This window comes from Roseburia sp. 831b, from assembly GCF_001940165.2.
Taxonomy (GTDB): Bacteria; Bacillota; Clostridia; order Lachnospirales; family Lachnospiraceae; genus Roseburia.
In genome coordinates this window covers 1,046,591-1,063,963 of sequence record NZ_CP135162.1, presented here as the reverse complement: position 1 = coordinate 1,063,963, position 17,373 = coordinate 1,046,591, and the positions used below count along the sequence as shown (strand labels likewise).

Genomic DNA, 17,373 nt, shown 5'->3' with positions numbered 1-17,373 from the left:
CTCAACTCCTTAACTGCTTCTTGTTATAATCCTAGAAAACAATTGTGTGATTCCCCAGTTCAGTTTTACATCCTTTTGTTCCCCATTTAAAATATTTGACGCCAGGACTTCAAAAGCTCTTGCGGCATTTGAAGCCGGTGCATTTAAAGAAACTGTTTTTTGCTGTCTGACTGACTTTTCCAGTTCGATATCCTGTGGAATCATTCCAAGATACTCCACATTTCCATCCAAAAACCGGTTGACAACGGAATTCAGTTTCTGGTAAACCATATGTCCCTCTTCCACCGAAACCGTCTTGTTGGCGACAACACTGATTTTTGTCATATCTTTTACAAAATTAGGATTGTGATACAACATCTTAATCAAAGAATAGGCATCAGTTAAAGAACTTGGATCCGGCGTTGTAACAAGTAACACTTCCGGGCTTGCCATTACAAATTCCAATACACTGTCTGAAATACCTGCTCCTGTATCTATAATAATAATATCAGCTAATTTATTCAACTCATTTAAGCACTTTACCAGGTATACAATCTGTTCCTGAGACAGGTTTCCTAATCCATCAATTCCAGAACCGCCGGAAACAAATCCGATTCCGTTTGGTCCTTCCGTAATGATTTCCGTCATCTCCATCTCACGATATATCATATCCGCAATGTTATATTTAGGAACGGTTCCGAACATTACCTCCACATTGGCAAGTCCAAAATCTGCATCAAAAATGATTACTTTTTTCCCCTGTTTTTGAAATTGCACTGCAAGGTTGACCGCGATATTCGATTTTCCAACACCACCTTTGCCACTAGTAACCGTAATTACCCTGGCCATCTGGCTTATTGTTTGATTTTGTTTTTTGATCACATTTCGCAATGATTCAGCCTGATCCATAAAATACACATGCCTTCCTGGCTTTGATTCCTTAATTATCTTCCGCCTAATAGTTGTTTTACAATCTTTTGCGTATTAAATATTTCCATGTCATCCGGAACATTCTGTCCGTTTGTCATATAGGAAAGTGGCGCATCTGAATATAACTTGATATTTAAGATATTGCCATAACACACGGTTTCATCCAATTTGGTAAAAATAAGTTTATAATCTGCAATCTGCTTATAGATATCAACGATATCCAGCAAATCACGATATTTCGTTGTTGCACTTAATACAAGATAGACCTCTTTTTCATACGCCTCATCCAGTCCAGCAATCAGGTTTTTCATATCCTCACACTGTGATGCATTTTTATGCGAAAATCCTGCTGTGTCGATAAACACCAAATCATATTCTGCAAATTTTTCTACTGCATCATTCAGTTCCTCTGCAGAATAAACAATATCCATTGGTGCATCTAAAATATTTGCATAAACACGCAGCTGCTCCGTCGCAGCAATTCGGTAAGTGTCTGCGGATAAGAACGCCACTTTTTTGCCCTTCTCAACTTTATACTTGGACGCAATTTTTGCAATTGTGGTTGTCTTTCCCACGCCTGTTGGTCCAATGAAAAAGATTACTTTTGGTCCTTTTTGTGAGAATTCAATCGGACTTGGCTGACCAAGTTTTAAGATCATCTTCTGATATACGGTAGAAAGAATGTAATCTACACTGTTTCCATTGTGCATGACTTTTTCAATCTCATCCATCACCTGATTTGCATATTTCTCATTTACTTCATTCTCAAGCAATGTCGTATAAATCATCTTGATAAAACCAAGGCTTTCTGATTTTGCTGGTGCCGGTTCCGCTTTCTTTTCCTGTTTTTCTTCTGCATTCAACTGTTTTTCCAAAATATTTGATAAGTTTTCCAAGCGTTCCTCTAACCCCTTACTCGTATTATCAAAAGAACTTGCCTGACGCATCTGTTCCTTTTTCTCCAGGATTTTTGCTTCTATCTCTTTTGCTGCCTCTGTTGCACTTCTTGGTTCCACAAGATTTACTTTTTCCTCTGTTCTTTGTGGCTGTGGAATCTGTAACGTTTCATCCGCCGCAAGATTAATGCTCTCTCTTGGTTTCGATACAGCTCCCGGATTTCCAATTGCCGATATGTACGGTTCTTTTTCCTCCATTGCAGCTGTCACTTCATAAGTAGAACTTTTCAGTGCCTTGAACATCCCTTTTGGTTTCACCTCTTTGATGTTCATAATTACCGTACCCTGCCCAAATTCATTTTTTGCTTTTTCTAATGCCTCTTCTTTTGTTTTTCCCTGAAATTTTTTTATGGTCATTTATGCTGTCACCATCCCCACTGATTGTAATTCTATATTTGAGTCAACTTCATTGTATGATACCACGATTAAATCCTTGAAATAATCTTCTGTCAGCTTTTTAAAGTACATTCGTACAATTGGCGAAGTAATCACAATGGCACTCTTGCCCATATTTTCCAGCTTGGAAATTTCTGTCTCAACCGATGCCATAATCGCCTTTGTCCTCTCCGGATCTAAGGTCAGATATGCTCCCTGCTCCGTCTGTTTTACAGACGCCATGATTTCCTGTTCCACTTTTGGATCAAGTGTAACTACGCTTGTAGTCTCATTCGCCGGGAAGTATTTATTTGAAATTGCTCTCTTTAAGCCCTGTCGCACATATTCTGTCAAAACATCAGTGTCTCTCGTTGTCGCCGCATGATCCGCCAACGTTTCAAAAATAGTAAGCAAATCCCGGATTGAGATACCTTCTCTTAAAAGATTCTGCAATACTTTCTGGATTTCTCCTAAACCAAGAAGTTTTGGTGTCAGTTCATCCACAAGTGCCGGGTTATTCTCTTTCAGATTATTTACAAGATTCTGTACATCCTGTCTTGTCAGAAGTTCATCAATATGAGAACGTATTACCTCCGTCAGATGCGTTGCAATAATAGACGGTGGATCCACAACTGTATATCCAAGACTTTCTGCTCTCTCTCTCTGGCCTTCTGTAATCCAGATTGCAGGCAGATGGAACGATGGTTCATAAGTCGGAATACCTGTAATCTCTTCTTCCACATACCCAGGGTTCATTGCCATATAGTGGTCAAACAGGATTTCACCCTCTGTCACCTGAATTCCTTTTATCTTGATAATATACTGATTTGGATTCAACTGAATATTATCTCTTAAACGGATAATCGGAACAACGGTACCTAATTCCAGCGCAATCTGTCTTCGAATCATGACAACTCGGTCTAACAAATCACCACCCTGATTGACGTCTGCAAGTGGAATGATACCATAACCAAACTCTAACTCAATCGGGTCAACCTGTAGCAGGGAGACAACATTTTCCGGTTTACGGATTTCTTCTGCCTCTGTCTCTGCTGTCTCAACCTCTTCCTCAATGCTTTCAATACTGATGGTCTTTGCAACCTGCTTGCCACAAACAAGGAATACCAGACCAAGTGCCACAAACAGATACCATTTTAATGGTGTTGCAATTCCAAGGAAAATCAAAGTTGCACCAACCAAATAAAGTACTTTCGGAATTCCGAACAGCTGCTTAATCAAAACAGAACTAAAGTCTGCTTCTTTCGATGCTTTCGTTACTAAAATACCAGTGGAAAGAGAAATTAAAAGAGATGGGATCTGAGAACAAAGACCATCACCAATTGTAAGAATACCATACTGCGCAATGGCATCCTGAAATCCCAATCCCTGGTTTATCATTCCCATCGCAGTTCCTCCGATGAGGTTGATAAATGTAATAATCAGACCAGCCGCAGCATCACCTTTTACGTATTTTGTTGCACCATCCATAGAACCAAAGAATGCGGATTCTTCCTGAATCTTATTTCTTCGCTCTCTGGCCTCTTTATCTGTAATTGCACCGGTATTCAAATCCGCATCGATTGCCATCTGTTTACCAGGCATTGCATCCAAGGTAAAACGTGCTGTTACCTCAGCAACTCGCTCAGAACCTTTATTGATTACTACAAACTGGATAATTACAAGAATGATAAAAACGATAACACCAACCACAAGGTTACCGCCACCAACGAAATTACCGAATGTCTCTACAACGTTACCAGGATTTCCGGTTAAAAGAATCAAACGTGTAGATGAAACATTTAAAGAAATACGAAAAATCGTTGTAAATAACAGCAATGTCGGAAAAAATGACATATCCAACACTTCTTTTACAAACAACGTATTAAACAAAATGATTAACGCAAACGAAATGTTAACCGCTAACATCACATCGAGCAGTGTAGAACTAATCGGGACGATAAAGAATATTACTGCGGCAAGTAAATATAATGCAATACCGATATCTGTCTTTTTCATGCCCTGTCCTCCTTAGTTTCTAATGATTTTTCATATTGTAGACCATTGCGAGCACTTCTGCTACCGCCTGATACAGTTCCGGTGGAATCTCCTGTCCTATCTCGACATTAGCGTATAGCATACGTGCCAACGGCTTATTCTCTACAATTTCAATCTGATTTTCTTTTGCGGCCTCACGAATTTTCATTGCCACATAATCTTCACCTTTTGCTAACACAACAGGTGCTTTTGAAGTCTCAGCATCATATTTGATAGCGACTGCAAGATGCGTCGGGTTTGTAATAACGACATCCGCTTTTGGAACATCCTGCATCATTCGCCGTTGTGATGCTTCCCTCATTCTTTGTTTCTGACGACCCTTAATCTCAGGATTACCTTCTGTATTCTTATACTCATCCTTTACTTCCTGTTTGGTCATCTTCATCTCTTCGTTAAATTTGTGTTTCTGATAGGCAAAATCCAAAAGACCTATCACAAGATAAACCATACTGATTTTAAATCCAGCATCTATAATAATTGTACCACATAATATGACTGCCTGCATCAAAGGAATGTCATATAACAGAAAAATATTATCTGCTTTATCCTTGATTGAAGTATATGCCACATAAATGATTACCAGAATTTTCGCAATTGATTTTAAAAGTTCAAACAAGGAATCTTTCGAAAACATCCTTTTAAATCCATTGATTGGATTAAATTTGTCTGCTTTCGGCTGCAGCGGCTTTGTGGTTACCTTCCAGCCAACCTGCACAATATTCGCCAAAATTGCGATAATAAATCCAAACGCAAAAAAAGGTAATACTATTTTTGCACTGATTCCAAAAATAACATTGAATAACGAAACAATCGACTTTGAATTTAACTCTGCCAAATTATTTTTCAGAAAATCCGGAATCATTTTATATACATAAGTAAAAACACTGATCAGATTGTTTCCAACATAAGAAACAAAAATTTTTAGCACCAAAAATAATACAATTAAATCTAATGCTGAATTCAGCTCTCTACTTTTTGCAACCTTTCCATCGTCTCTTGCTTCTTTTAACTTTTTTGCAGTAGCTGGTTCTGTTTTTTCCCCACCATCGCCATCTTTTGCAAACCACTGCAAATTGTATTCTAATTCCAGGTTATATTCCTCATTTGGTTTCAAGCTAATACATTCCCTTTACAAAAGATACTATCATTGTTTTCATCTCTTTGAATATAAAATCTGCCACACTTGGCAAAAGAGTGATTGTGATAAATAATACCATAAATCCCACCATTATTTTCATCTGCATACCTACGGAAAACATATTCATCTGTGGGGATACTTTTGCCATGATACCAAGAATACAATTCAAAATCATGATACAGGCAAACACTGGTAAAATAATGCGAAATGCTATCACGAACATATCGCCCATGTAGGTTGCCATGGATGCCAACAGATGATCCCAGTTAAACTTCTGTCCATTGATTGGAATCAAAGAAAAAGAATCTACTGCAGCACGTAAAATCACATGATGCATATCCGTTGCAATCAACAGTAATAATATAAAATATTGATATAAATTACCTGTAATTGTAACCTGCGTATTATTGGTCGGGTCAAACTCCGTTGCCATCGCAAGTCCAATATCCATATCAATAATATTACCCGCAAATAAAATAATGGAATTACATATGTTTGCAGCTAAACCAATCAGCAACCCTGTAATTCCTTCTCTGATAACTATGATAGAATACCCAAAAATTCCTGTATACGCAATTCCCGTCTTATCTACAAGTCCATAAATTAAAAGAGAGACAAACACTGAAAGTCCTATTTTGACTCTTGCCGGTGAGTTTGCTGTACCAAAAAAGGGTGCAACAAACACAAAGCAGGATATTCTCACAATGATTAATAATAAAATTTCAACATCAGCTAAAGAAAAACTATACTCAAACATATTTTATCCTAGCCTAAATATACACTGAAATCTGACCATAATTCGGTCATATATCCAGATAAATTGTTTAAAATCCAGGAGCCAAAAATCATCATGCCAACAAAAACGGCAATAATCTTCGGGACAAAGGTCAATGTCTGTTCCTGGATGGAAGTTACCGTCTGAAAAATACTGATAATCAAACCAACGACTAAGGAAATCACTAACATTGGCGCTGAACAAATAATGATTGTATAAATCGCCTCTCTTGCAAGATCTAATACCTGTCCCTGTGTAATCATCTCATCACCTCATGTTTTTCATTTCTCAATAGAATGTCTTCACCACTCCACCAATCACAAGATCCCATCCATCTGCAAGAATGAACAGTAATATCTTAAACGGCAGCGATATCGTTGTCGGTGGAAGCATCATCATACCCATTGACATCAAGACAGATGCCACAACCATGTCTATTACAATAAATGGAATATAGATTAAAAATCCAATAATAAACGCAGCACGCAATTCACTGATGATAAATGCCGGAATTAACGTTGTCATTGGAACATCATCGTAAGAATCATACGTCTCGCCTGAAATATCAACAAACAACTCTAAATCTTTTGTCTGTGTCTGTCCATACATAAACTCACGAATTGGCTTCTGACCTATCTCAAGAGCCTGTTCCATTGTAATCTCCCCAGCATCCAGCGGTTGAATCGCTGTTTCATTAATCTGGGTAAATGTTGGCCACATAATAAAAAATGTTAAAAATAATGCAAGTCCAACCAAAATCTGGTTTGGTGGCGTTGTCTGTGTTCCAAGCGCTGCTCTCACAAAATGAAGCACCACGATAATTCTGGTAAATGATGTCATCATAATCAGAATCGAAGGTGCTAGAGAAATCACGGTTAAAAATAAGATAATTTTAATCGGGCTTGAAACAGAACCACTATCATTGTTATATGAAATTGATAACCCATCAACATTCTGATTTGAAGTTGAGGTGTCTTTTGTATCTGTATCATCTAGCTGACTTATGCTGTCTGGATTGAACGTATCATCCTGTGTCGTATCTCCCACGTTTGCATCTTGTGTTCCATCCGTGGCTGAAGTTGCATATACGGTTGTTAAATCACACACCGTAAATGTAGCAAATGTGAATACGAAAATCGCAAAGCAAAATGATAACATACAATATGTTTTTTTCCATTTACTCATCATATACTTCAACCTATTTTTTCGGGATATGTTTCTTTACTTTGCTTAAAATATCCTGAAAACTCTCCTGAGATAATGTATTTTGTGTCTTTGTAAAATCAGGAAGTTCTGTCAATTGTTCTTTTGTCAATTGAGTTAAAAGTTGAACTTCTTCTTTGCCAACAGCAATAACAAGATACACATCGCCTGCCTGTACAATCTGAATAAACTTATTGTTGGTCAGACGAAGTGATTCAATTACTCTCAGGTTTTTGTTTGTCGTATGTACCTGTTGATAGTTTCCTATCCATTTTGTCGTAAAATAAGTAATAACGAGCACAAATGCAAAAATAACAATTGCGCCCATTAACTGTAAAAAACTGTTTAACGCTGAGGCATTTAATAATATCATATTAACCCACTACTTTTTTAACAGCTTCTAATACACGTTCTGCCTGGAAAGGTTTTACAATAAAATCTTTTGCACCAGACTGAATTGCCTCGATAACCATTGCCTGCTGACCCATTGCAGAGCACATAATGATACATGCGTTAGGATCTGCCTCTTTAATCTTCTTTAATGCCTGGATTCCATCCATCTCTGGCATAGTAATGTCCATCAATACCAAATCTGGTTTTGTCTCATTGTACTTTTCAACAGCCTTTGCGCCGTTTTCTGCTTCTCCTGCAATGTTGTAACCATTCTTTGTCAAAATGTCTTTGATCATCATTCTCATGAATGCAGCATCATCACAAATTAAAATATTCTTTGCCATAATTATTCTCCTGTTCCTTTAATTAAATTTCTTTATTTCACAATTTCGGTAATTCGGATACCGAAACTTTCTTCAATGACGACAACTTCGCCCTTTGCAACATATTTGCCATTTACGAGAACATCGATCGGTTCTCCTGCAATCTTATCTAATTCAATAATGGTACCTGGTGTAAATTCCAGGATTTCTTTAATTGATCTGCTTGTTCTTCCTAATTCCACTGTAACCTCAAGAGGTACATCCATAATTAAATCGATGTTCTCCTGCGGGAAATTACCGCCCAGGTCACCTGTAAAGCTTTGGAATTGTGCTGGTTGAACATTCACCTGCTGTTGATTCATAAACTGTTGATTCATCATCTGTTGATTCCCCATCTGCTGATTCATCATCGGATTCATCATTGGCTGCGCCTGCTGTTGCATCTGCGGCTGTGATACCTGTGGCTGCGTAGCGGCACTTGGCTGCTGACTCTTCGTATTTTCTTCTGCCGTCGATTTTGAATCCGCTTTCATATTATTGGTAATGCTTTGGCACATTTCCTTTGCAAATGAGAAAGGATATAACTGCATAATCTCGCTGTCGACAAGATCTCCAATTTCCATCTTAAACGAAATCTTTACGAATGTGCCAGATAAAAACTCATCGATTTGGCTTTCGTCAATCGTCTCTGTTAAATCAATCAAATCTGCTGAAGGAGGACTGATATCAATCGTCTTATTCAGCATAGACGAGAGAGACGTTGCAGCTGACCCCATCATCTGGTTCATTGCTTCGCTGATAGCGCTCAGATGTAATTCACCAATTTCACCATCTGTATTTGTTCCATCACCACCCATCATAAGATCTGTGATAATTTTAACATCATTCTCTTTTAATACTAAAATGTTGCTTCCATCAAGCCCCACTGTGTATGCGATTCTGATAAAAACGCATGGCTTTTCATAATTCTCAACCACATCATCCCATGTAGCAAAAGAAACAACCGGTGTTGATATCTCTACCTTTCGGTTTACCAATGAAAATAATGTAGTCGCAGCTGTTCCCATGCTGATATTCGATATTTCACCAATCGCATCTATCTCTTGTTCTGTCAAGGAACCATCATTCTTAGATGCATCAGAACCAGCCGCATCATTTAGCAAGGCATTAATTTCATTCTGTGATAAAGCTCCGTCCATCTTACTGCTCCTCTCTTATTACTGATGTAATTCTTACTGCATAGTCATCGCCAGAAGCTCCCGGCAGGGCAGTAAACTTTTTAATACTTCCAACATAAACACTCAGTTCATCATCCACTTTCGTATCCAGTCGGATTATATCGCCAACCTGCAGATTGATAAAGTCATTTACGGAAATTACACTATTTCCCAAAACAGCTTTTACAGGCATTGGTGCTTTAGAAATCAGAGACTCAATTGTATCTGTATATACCTGTTCATCTCTCTCCTGAAGATTCGAATACCAATATTTTGTATTCAGTTTATCCATTACCTCTTCAAGTGTGATATAAGGCAGGCAGACATTCATCAGTCCTTCCACATCCCCAATTTTTACATTGATTGTCACCAATGCAATAATCTCACTTGGAGAAATAATCTGTGCAAACTGTGAATTGGTCTCTATACGTTCCAGTCTTGGATGTGCATCTATTACATTGCTCCAAGGTTCCCGCAGCAAATTGACACATACAGTCAGAACTCTTTCAATAATCAATAATTCAATCTCAGAAAAATCTCTCGCCTTTTCAAGCGGAGTTCCTGCTCCTCCAAGCATACGATCGACAATCGCATATCCCAGATTAGAAGCAACTTCCAGAATAACATTCCCTTTTAACGGTGCAAAGTTGATAATTCCAAGCAACACCGGATTCGACAATGCATTCGAGAATTCCTGATAGGTAACCGCCTCTGAGTTCATGACATCAACCTGTACATTTTTTCTTAAATATACCGGAAGATTCGTAGAAAGCAGTCTTCCATAATGTTCAAAGATAATCTCCAATGTTCTCAGATGTTCCTTTGAAAACTTTGCCGGACGAGCAAAATCATAGTTTTTAACCTGTTTTTCATCTGCGTCCTTCATTTCTTCTACGTCCAGCTCGCCACTGCTCAATGCCTGCAGCAAACTGTCTATCTCATTCTGAGATAAGACTTCGCTCATCTTTTTCTCACCACCTAATGCAAAATGTTTTTGACCTACTGAGTTGTAACGCTTGAGAAGTTAATACCAACAATGTAATCTGAGCCAAACATTTCTTGCATATCAGCCAAGATGGCGTCTTTTACCGTCTGCTGGTCGTTATTAAATTCATCTATTGTGTAGTTTGAAACAATGGTATTAATATCATTTTTGATGATAGTCTCTTTATCTGCCAGGTTTTCGCCAGCCTTACCATATTTTGAACAAGCTTCACTCTTTGAATTGATAGAAAGACCAACGGAAAAGATAACATAATGGCTCTTTCCATCTGCTCCTTCTTTTAAGTTTACAGTAAAGCTGTCTGCAATATTGTAAACATTAATATCGTCTACCGGAACTGTGCTCGCATTCTCCCCTGCTCCACTAGAGAGTTCCAAATCAATTGCATTGCATACCTGATTAATCAGTTCATTTGATTTCTTAGACTGTGGAACAATTGTAAAAATCAGAATTGCTGTCAAAATCAAATTTGCAAGTACCAATGCTAAAATAAGAACTGAAATAAGATTTTTTTTCATCCCTCGTACCTTCCTATTCACCTAAATCTGAACTATATGAATTGTATATTTTTATTTCAACGCGACGGTTTCTCGCTCTTCCCTCCGGTGTTGAGTTGTCCGCAATCGGAGCATACTCTCCTCGCCCGGAAGATTTGATGTGAGCCGGATCAAGCTGCGTTGTATTCCTGATATAATCTGCAACCGTTAAAGCACGGTACATTGACAGCACATCGTTGCTCTCATATTTGGCATGCGCACTAATTGGCACATTATCTGTATGACCCTCAATATCAATCATGTTGTTGCTATAACCGCTTAGAATTGCACCAATCTTATCCATAATTGCATAAGCTTCCGATTTAAGTTCTGATTTTCCAGAATCAAACAATAATGTTCCATCCAGATTCAGCAATACATATTCTGCATTAAAATCGACTTCCACCTGGTCCTGCATTCCATATTGGTTCACAGCATCTTCAATCTGTTCTGCCATCTTCTCTGATTCATTCAAAGCTTCCTGTTTGTACTCTTCTGCGACATCTGTTTCAGTATCTGATTTCCCAGATGTTCCTTCCAAGTCTGTATCGCTTTCTGAATTTGCCATCTGGTGATAATAAGAATCCAGCATTTCAAGCTGGCTCACACCAGAGGAAATCATCTGTCCCTCTCCGATGGATGAGCCTCCGGACGGCAGTATGCTAAAGCTGCTCTGCAAAGATGCAACTACCTGTGCAAACTTCTCTGCATCAACAGATGACATAGAAAACAGCAATACGAAAAAGCACAAAAGCAGATTCATCAAATCACTAAACGTGGCCATCCATGCCGGTGATCCTTTTGGTGCCTCTTCCTGCTTCTTTTTCGCCATTACTCTTCACCTCCGCCGCCATTCTCTGCATCCAGATTCTCACGAACAGATGGAGCTAAGAATGATTTCAGCTTCTCTTCAATTACTCTTGGGTTCTCACCTGCCTGAATAGACAAGAGGCCTTCCACAGTAATCTCTTTCATCATAATTTCAAGTTTATCATTAACAGCCAACTTAGATGCAATAGGGTTACACAGCCAGTTAGCAATTAAAGATCCATATAAGGTTGTTACCAGGGCTACCGACATATTCGGTCCGATTGTCGAAGAATCTTCCAGGTTCTTTAACATGTTAATCAGACCAATCAGGGTACCAATCATTCCCCAGGCTGGTCCTAACTCTGCCCATTTTTCCCAGAATCCAATTACTTTCTTATGTCTTGTCTCAATACAGGTTAAATCTGTTTCCAGAATACCACGAACCAGTTCAGGGTCTGTACCGTCAACGACAAGCATAATTCCTTTTTTGAGGAAAGGGTCTTCGATTCCGTTCGCTGCCTCTTCCAACGCCAGAAGGCCTTCTTTTCTAGCTATGTTGGATAAATTAATAATATTCGCAATAATGCTTCCTGCATCCTGTGTCTCATTTTTAAAAGCAAGTCCAAATCCTTTTAAACCAGCAATGAAATCTGGTAACTTGTTTGCTCCTAAAACACCGGAAATAGATCCACCTAATGTAATAATTACAGAAGGTAAATCCCACATACCACTAAGTGCTGCCACACCACCGTTCGACAATACACCGAACACAAACATTGCAACACCTAATAAAAGTCCTCCAAGTGAAGCTATATCCAAATTATCCACCTACCATCCTATCTGTATTTTTTTCGATTTTCCGACATTATGAGCCAAAATCCATTTTGGTTGTCATAATATCCCTTTTATAGGATTTTACCAAATTTTTGATATCTTGTCTACTTTCTTTTACAATTAATTTCCTGCCTGTAGTCAAGGTAATCACGGTATCTGGCGTCTCTTCCACCAGTTCAATCAAATCAGAATTTATGAGTAATTTTGTGTCATTTAGCCTAGTCACTTCAATCATCTTCTCTCTCCTTTCTGAATTCTGACTGGTGTCTCCTATTTTCAGAGACAAATTCTAAAAATGGGACTTATTTCACTGTCTCATTATTGTTAGTATACCATATATAGGGGGGGGATTGGAAATACTTTCCCCCTATATAGGTCTTCCGTTTTCGACTTTTTCTGTCCAAATTCGAATAAATTTTAAAAATTAACGTTTCAGGTTAATCAATTCCTCTAATAATGTATCAGATACGGTAATAATTCTTGAGTTTGCCTGGAAACCACGCTGTGTAATAATCATCTGCGTAAATTCTGTTGACAAATCTACGTTAGACATTTCTAACTGTCCGGTTGTCATCTTACTGCCATCGGCGGTGATTTCAACACCAATTCCATCAAATTCGCCAGAGTTTAAAGTTGTGGTATAACAGTTATCACCCATCTTCTCAAGACCAGCAGCATTTGAAAACTGTGCAACAGCAATCTGTCCTAATAACTCTGTATTACCGTTGTTGTAAGTACCATAAATCTTACCGCTTGTATCAATGGTAATACCTGTCATGGTTCCAAGTTTCTTACCGGCACCGATAGAACTGTCGGCAGCGGTTCCCTTATCCATGGAAATTGTGGAGCTTCCGTTGTTGTTAGAATCTTTACACTGTGTAAAGTCAATTGTGATATTAGAGAAATTACCGCCTAAAAGATTCATGTTTAACATAACCTGTCCATCCTGGTTTCCACCAACTGAGGTAAATGTTCCATCATCTGTACTAAATTTAATATTATAGTTTGTCAAAGTTGCGGTTGCAGTTGCACCATTTACCGTAACATTGGTTGCCGTCTTTGGAATTCCATAAAAGTCATTTGCAGTTAAACTAACAACGGTTGGAGTTGTACTGCTTAATCCGCCTGTTGTGCTGTCGTATGGATATCTTCTGCATACGGTATTTCCGGCACCATCATTTCCTAATGTGTAAAAATATGTACTGTCACTGTCAAGATATCCGTCAAATCCATCTACATTTGTGTAGGTATAGCCTGCATTTGCAGCTGTGTAGGTTTCATTGTTTGCATTACCAAAAAGATTTGACAATGTCATACCATTCGGAAGATTTAAATTGCCATCCGCATCTTTTATAATACTTGCTCCATTTGAATCTAAGATATCTGATAATTCAACGGTATATTCTCCATCATTTGCTCCATTACGGTAAATAAATCTTGCTGTGTAAGAGTAACCTAAATCATCATAGAATACCAGGTTCTTTACCAGTCCATTGTCGCTCTTTAAGTTAGAGTCATTTGAGTCAAATACACCACCAACAGTAGCATTTGTTGTCTTTTCTGCACTGGAAGTCAGATTTCCTTCCTGCATGATTCTAAGGGCAGATACGGTATCTTTTACAATCGTGTTTGTTGCTTTGTCAACCTGCCATCCCATAACGGTATATCCTGTACCAGACATACATAAGTTACCTGCTCCATCAATGTAAAAAGAACCATCTCTTGTAAATACATTCTGTGATCCGTTATTTACAACGAAAAAGTTGGTTGAGTTGGAATCTGTAAGTTTAATATCGAACGGATTACCGGTTGACTCTGTTGCACCAGCGGATGTGATGCTGACTCTTGTTGATGCGGCTGTTACGCCAAGACCAATCTGTTTTGGATTGATACCACCTGTTCCGGTTGCTCCATTCGCACCGGATGCATTTGATGTTGTCTGATACATAACGTCACTAAATGTAACGGATGATGACTTAAATGCAACCGTGTTAACGTTAGAGATATTATTACCAATAACGTCCATTTTTGTCTGATGTGTCTTCAAACCTGACACAGCAGAATATAATGATCTCATCATAATGAAATGACCTCCTAATTCTCTCTGTAATTTATTCCTTCAATCAGTCCGGAATATTAGCTTCCCTAAGGTCCAGCTAAGCAATTACAGCTCCATCTATATTTGTATATACATGATTGTCCGATTCTGCCTGATCCATTGCTGTCACAACCGTTTTATTTGGTATATTAACAATGAATGCCAAGGAATCTACAATCACCAAAGACTCGTGAATTCCCTTTTCACTTGCCTTTAAAACTCCGCTTTCCAAACGTTCACTCTGGTCTTTTGAAAGGCTGATTTTCCTTTCTTCTAACCGCATTGTGGCATGTTTCGAAAACTTCAGCTCTTCACTTCCAGCAACATCCTGTTTCTGTTTTAAGATATCCTCAAAAGATACCCCTAAAGAGTCGGCTGATACAGATTTGCTTTTTGGATTCAGATATTGATCCGTCACCTGTGCAATAGAAGTGAACTGATTCGTGATTTTATTCATGATATCATCTCCTATTTACTCTGTGGATTCTGTACCCTCTGTCTTATTATCCGTATCGGTTGTGCTGTCGTCTGTCTTTGTGTCGGTATCGGTTCCTGTTGTACCATCGTCAGTATCGCCCTTTAGTTTTGACATCTGTTTTTCCAATGCCTCTAAAGTTTCTACATCTGTGGTGCTTACAAACTTCTTCTGATAATCGGTCAATGCATCGTAATATTTTCTTGCTTCCTTTAGACTTCCCTCATCTGAAATTGTAAGTTTTGATACAGATGGCAATTTTGCAATCATCGTTGAGAATGTTTTTGCCATAGTAACACCATCCATATATTCCGGTGTTGATACCGTATCCAAATCATCGATTGAATAAAATCCACCATCATCCAATGCCAATAGTGTATCGCCATCCTGATATAAAATATAGTCAACTGTACCATATTTATAAGATGTCTCACCTGTCGTGGAAGATGTTGTCTTCATGATTACATATTTACCCACAAGGTCATTCGCCATAGATGACGTTACCTTATCGTTCAAGTCCAATGTAGACTCTAACTGCGAGAATGTTGCAAGCTGTGCGATATATTCTGTATTGCTTGTCGGTTCCAACGGATCCTGATACTGCATCTCTGCGCACAAAATCTGTAAGAACTGGTCATAACCAAGATCAGAACCTTTTGCCTTTGCTTGTTCTTTTTTTGTTTCCTCTGTCGAAACAGATTCCACTTTTCCATTTGTTACGGGTGCAACTAATGCCATTTTTGTCCTCCCTTCCTATGCTTTTAAATCCATACTGTTTCCATTGTCCTGCATGATTTGTGACACCAGGCTCTCCTCTTCGGACATAACTCCAGACAACTCATCAAGCTCACCAAGATTGATATTTCTTCTTGTTCTTCTACCTGACTGTTCTTTCTGTTCCTGTTGTTCTCCAAGCTGTTCCTGCTGTTTTGCATTCTCGTCTAAGTTTTTTTCAAACTCGTGACTTGAAACAGTCACTTCAACAGCATCAACCTTAATGCCTGCCTGATTTAAATTTTGTTTTAAATCTGCCATCTGTGCCTGCAATGCCTCCCGTACAGAATCATTCTGCGCTACAAATTTTGCAGAAATTGTTCCCTCTTTTGATGTAATCTCCATATAGATTTTACCAAGATTTTCCGGATTAAGCTGCATTTCCATTTTGGTTGTATCTGCCCCGATTGTGACTCTTGCAGATTCTACAATCTGTTCCATGACATTTTGGATGTCAATGACCTGCTGATATGTATCTGCAAATTCGGCCTGGTTAAGGACTACCGTCTCTGGTGCAGTTGTCTGTGGCATGAGAATCTCTGCCATATTCTGTGTCAGATCTGACTGGCTGCCCTGCTGATTTTGCGCAAAACTCTTTGAAGTATCTGAATTTTCCTCAACTTCAACCGTAACAAGCGGTTCTTCTGTCTGAGTTTCTTCTTCAGTCCCCACTTCTTCTACAGCTGGTTTCGCCTCCAAAGCCACTTCCCTTGGTGATACAACATTCTGCTGTGTCTGGGAGTCTGTCACATTTTTCTGAACCCTGTCACTTTCCACCTGCTGGTGTGCCACATCAGGATTTGTTTCATCTGTCAAAACCCCCTGATTTGCTGTCTCGTCGAACGTTTCTGCTGTATTCAGTTCCACGGTTTCATCCTGTGTCTGTCCACCTGTCTGTTCAATCAAACTACAAATGTCTTTAAAATCTTCCTGTGTGATGCCAAGTTCTAAAAACAAATCTTCGCCAATTGATGTGACGGATTGCATAATATTCTGGAAGCTTTCATTGCAAATTAAATCTGTGATATTTTCACCGGTCAGTTCTGAAACAAGCTGCGCAAGGTTGTTCTGATTCAATAAATCAATCCCCTGCATTCCGAGTGTTGCCATCGCATCTTCAATCTGTTCATCAGAAACCTGAAGTTCTTCCTTCAAAACATCTTTTATCTGTTCTGTGGTTTTCCCCATTTTTTCTGTCAGGCTTACCGCTTTCTGCTCAATCGGTATTGTTTTTTGCTGCTGAATCGCATTGTCTTTGTATTGGAACTGGTTATAGTCCTGCTTTGGAGCAGCCGACACCTTATTGCTGGAATTTTGTCCAACATTTGTCTGATTTGGCAGCGTTGCATTTCGATTTAACAGCTCTGAAAACTGGACAGATGTTTTTTTCTCATTTCCTTTTGTTGGATTTGAAGCATCTACCTGATTCGCAGAAAACAGCTGGCTTAATTTCGAAACTTTCGTACTCATCCTCTTTTCCTCCTTCCTTCCATTGTAAA

19 protein-coding genes are annotated in these 17,373 nt (G+C 38.7%); all 19 read right to left on the bottom strand.

The window, feature by feature from the left end:
* Positions 1 to 9: 9 nt before the first annotated feature.
* Positions 10 to 888: a MinD/ParA family protein gene (locus BIV16_RS04885; protein ID WP_075679082.1), complete on the bottom strand. Its 879-nt coding sequence runs from the start codon at positions 886 to 888 to the stop codon at positions 10 to 12.
* A gap of 35 nt (positions 889 to 923) precedes the next feature.
* A complete protein-coding gene (flhF, locus tag BIV16_RS04880; RefSeq protein WP_075679083.1) occupies positions 924 to 2,222 on the bottom strand; it encodes a flagellar biosynthesis protein FlhF in 1,299 nt (432 codons plus the stop codon).
* Positions 2,223 to 4,256: a flagellar biosynthesis protein FlhA gene (flhA, locus tag BIV16_RS04875; RefSeq protein ID WP_075679084.1), complete on the bottom strand. Its 2,034-nt coding sequence runs from the start codon at positions 4,254 to 4,256 to the stop codon at positions 2,223 to 2,225.
* A 19-nt stretch (positions 4,257 to 4,275) separates the two neighbouring features.
* The gene (flhB, locus tag BIV16_RS04870; protein ID WP_075679085.1) at positions 4,276 to 5,409 is read right to left on the bottom strand and encodes a flagellar biosynthesis protein FlhB; all 1,134 of its coding nucleotides are present in this window, start codon (positions 5,407 to 5,409) and stop codon (positions 4,276 to 4,278) included.
* Position 5,410: 1 nt separating this feature from the next.
* The gene (gene fliR, locus BIV16_RS04865) at positions 5,411 to 6,190 is read right to left on the bottom strand and encodes a flagellar biosynthetic protein FliR (protein WP_075679086.1); all 780 of its coding nucleotides are present in this window, start codon (positions 6,188 to 6,190) and stop codon (positions 5,411 to 5,413) included.
* An 8-nt stretch (positions 6,191 to 6,198) separates the two neighbouring features.
* Positions 6,199 to 6,471 carry a flagellar biosynthesis protein FliQ gene (fliQ, locus tag BIV16_RS04860; protein ID WP_075679087.1) on the bottom strand — a complete coding sequence of 91 codons (273 nt, stop codon included), beginning with the start codon at positions 6,469 to 6,471 and terminating at the stop codon, positions 6,199 to 6,201.
* 25 nt (positions 6,472 to 6,496) lie between these two features.
* Positions 6,497 to 7,393 (bottom strand): flagellar type III secretion system pore protein FliP, encoded by an 897-nt coding sequence (gene fliP, locus BIV16_RS04855; RefSeq protein WP_075679088.1) that lies wholly within the window; start codon positions 7,391 to 7,393, stop codon positions 6,497 to 6,499.
* Between the two features lie 13 nt (positions 7,394 to 7,406).
* Complete coding sequence (locus BIV16_RS04850; protein ID WP_083625015.1) at positions 7,407 to 7,784, bottom strand: flagellar biosynthetic protein FliO; 378 nt, start codon at positions 7,782 to 7,784, stop codon at positions 7,407 to 7,409.
* 1 nt (position 7,785) lies between these two features.
* Positions 7,786 to 8,148 (bottom strand): response regulator, encoded by a 363-nt coding sequence (locus BIV16_RS04845; protein WP_075679089.1) that lies wholly within the window; start codon positions 8,146 to 8,148, stop codon positions 7,786 to 7,788.
* Between the two features lie 32 nt (positions 8,149 to 8,180).
* Positions 8,181 to 9,326, bottom strand: coding sequence for a flagellar motor switch phosphatase FliY (gene fliY / locus BIV16_RS04840; RefSeq protein ID WP_075679090.1), 1,146 nt, complete (start codon positions 9,324 to 9,326; stop codon positions 8,181 to 8,183).
* Position 9,327: 1 nt separating this feature from the next.
* Positions 9,328 to 10,308: a flagellar motor switch protein FliM gene (gene fliM / locus BIV16_RS04835; protein ID WP_075679091.1), complete on the bottom strand. Its 981-nt coding sequence runs from the start codon at positions 10,306 to 10,308 to the stop codon at positions 9,328 to 9,330.
* 35 nt (positions 10,309 to 10,343) lie between these two features.
* Entirely contained in the window at positions 10,344 to 10,865 is a 522-nt protein-coding gene (locus BIV16_RS04830) for a flagellar basal body-associated FliL family protein (protein WP_075679092.1), read from the bottom strand.
* A gap of 13 nt (positions 10,866 to 10,878) precedes the next feature.
* Entirely contained in the window at positions 10,879 to 11,715 is an 837-nt protein-coding gene (locus BIV16_RS04825; protein WP_075679093.1) for an OmpA/MotB family protein, read from the bottom strand.
* A complete protein-coding gene (locus BIV16_RS04820) occupies positions 11,715 to 12,512 on the bottom strand; it encodes a motility protein A (protein ID WP_075679723.1) in 798 nt (265 codons plus the stop codon). Before BIV16_RS04820 ends, BIV16_RS04825 begins: the two co-directional genes overlap by 1 nt.
* Positions 12,513 to 12,558: 46 nt before the next feature.
* On the bottom strand, positions 12,559 to 12,762 hold the full coding sequence (locus BIV16_RS04815) for a flagellar FlbD family protein (RefSeq protein ID WP_075679094.1): 204 nt from the start codon (positions 12,760 to 12,762) through the stop codon (positions 12,559 to 12,561).
* 189 nt (positions 12,763 to 12,951) lie between these two features.
* Positions 12,952 to 14,607 (bottom strand): flagellar hook protein FlgE, encoded by a 1,656-nt coding sequence (locus tag BIV16_RS04810; RefSeq protein WP_075679095.1) that lies wholly within the window; start codon positions 14,605 to 14,607, stop codon positions 12,952 to 12,954.
* A gap of 76 nt (positions 14,608 to 14,683) precedes the next feature.
* Entirely contained in the window at positions 14,684 to 15,082 is a 399-nt protein-coding gene (locus BIV16_RS04805) for a TIGR02530 family flagellar biosynthesis protein (protein WP_075679096.1), read from the bottom strand.
* 15 nt (positions 15,083 to 15,097) lie between these two features.
* The gene (locus tag BIV16_RS04800; protein ID WP_075679097.1) at positions 15,098 to 15,838 is read right to left on the bottom strand and encodes a flagellar hook capping FlgD N-terminal domain-containing protein; all 741 of its coding nucleotides are present in this window, start codon (positions 15,836 to 15,838) and stop codon (positions 15,098 to 15,100) included.
* Positions 15,839 to 15,853: 15 nt separating this feature from the next.
* On the bottom strand, positions 15,854 to 17,344 hold the full coding sequence (locus BIV16_RS04795; RefSeq protein ID WP_075679098.1) for a flagellar hook-length control protein FliK: 1,491 nt from the start codon (positions 17,342 to 17,344) through the stop codon (positions 15,854 to 15,856).
* Between the last annotated feature and the right edge of the window lie 29 nt (positions 17,345 to 17,373).

What these genes read in the sequence shown, in the direction of transcription:
- BIV16_RS04885 (WP_075679082.1), bottom strand. Translation starts at nt 888, where the DNA reads ATGGATCAGGCTGAATCATTGCGAAATGTGATCAAAAAACAAAATCAA.
- flhF (WP_075679083.1), bottom strand. Translation starts at nt 2,222, where the DNA reads ATGACCATAAAAAAATTTCAGGGAAAAACAAAAGAAGAGGCATTAGAA.
- flhA (WP_075679084.1), bottom strand. Translation starts at nt 4,256, where the DNA reads ATGAAAAAGACAGATATCGGTATTGCATTATATTTACTTGCCGCAGTA.
- fliR (WP_075679086.1), bottom strand. Translation starts at nt 6,190, where the DNA reads ATGTTTGAGTATAGTTTTTCTTTAGCTGATGTTGAAATTTTATTATTA.
- fliQ (WP_075679087.1), bottom strand. Translation starts at nt 6,471, where the DNA reads ATGATTACACAGGGACAGGTATTAGATCTTGCAAGAGAGGCGATTTAT.
- fliP (WP_075679088.1), bottom strand. Translation starts at nt 7,393, where the DNA reads ATGAGTAAATGGAAAAAAACATATTGTATGTTATCATTTTGCTTTGCG.
- BIV16_RS04850 (WP_083625015.1), bottom strand. Translation starts at nt 7,784, where the DNA reads ATGATATTATTAAATGCCTCAGCGTTAAACAGTTTTTTACAGTTAATG.
- BIV16_RS04845 (WP_075679089.1), bottom strand. Translation starts at nt 8,148, where the DNA reads ATGGCAAAGAATATTTTAATTTGTGATGATGCTGCATTCATGAGAATG.
- fliY (WP_075679090.1), bottom strand. Translation starts at nt 9,326, where the DNA reads ATGGACGGAGCTTTATCACAGAATGAAATTAATGCCTTGCTAAATGAT.
- fliM (WP_075679091.1), bottom strand. Translation starts at nt 10,308, where the DNA reads ATGAGCGAAGTCTTATCTCAGAATGAGATAGACAGTTTGCTGCAGGCA.
- BIV16_RS04830 (WP_075679092.1), bottom strand. Translation starts at nt 10,865, where the DNA reads ATGAAAAAAAATCTTATTTCAGTTCTTATTTTAGCATTGGTACTTGCA.
- BIV16_RS04825 (WP_075679093.1), bottom strand. Translation starts at nt 11,715, where the DNA reads ATGGCGAAAAAGAAGCAGGAAGAGGCACCAAAAGGATCACCGGCATGG.
- BIV16_RS04815 (WP_075679094.1), bottom strand. Translation starts at nt 12,762, where the DNA reads ATGATTGAAGTGACTAGGCTAAATGACACAAAATTACTCATAAATTCT.
- BIV16_RS04810 (WP_075679095.1), bottom strand. Translation starts at nt 14,607, where the DNA reads ATGATGAGATCATTATATTCTGCTGTGTCAGGTTTGAAGACACATCAG.
- BIV16_RS04805 (WP_075679096.1), bottom strand. Translation starts at nt 15,082, where the DNA reads ATGAATAAAATCACGAATCAGTTCACTTCTATTGCACAGGTGACGGAT.
- BIV16_RS04800 (WP_075679097.1), bottom strand. Translation starts at nt 15,838, where the DNA reads ATGGCATTAGTTGCACCCGTAACAAATGGAAAAGTGGAATCTGTTTCG.
- BIV16_RS04795 (WP_075679098.1), bottom strand. Translation starts at nt 17,344, where the DNA reads ATGAGTACGAAAGTTTCGAAATTAAGCCAGCTGTTTTCTGCGAATCAG.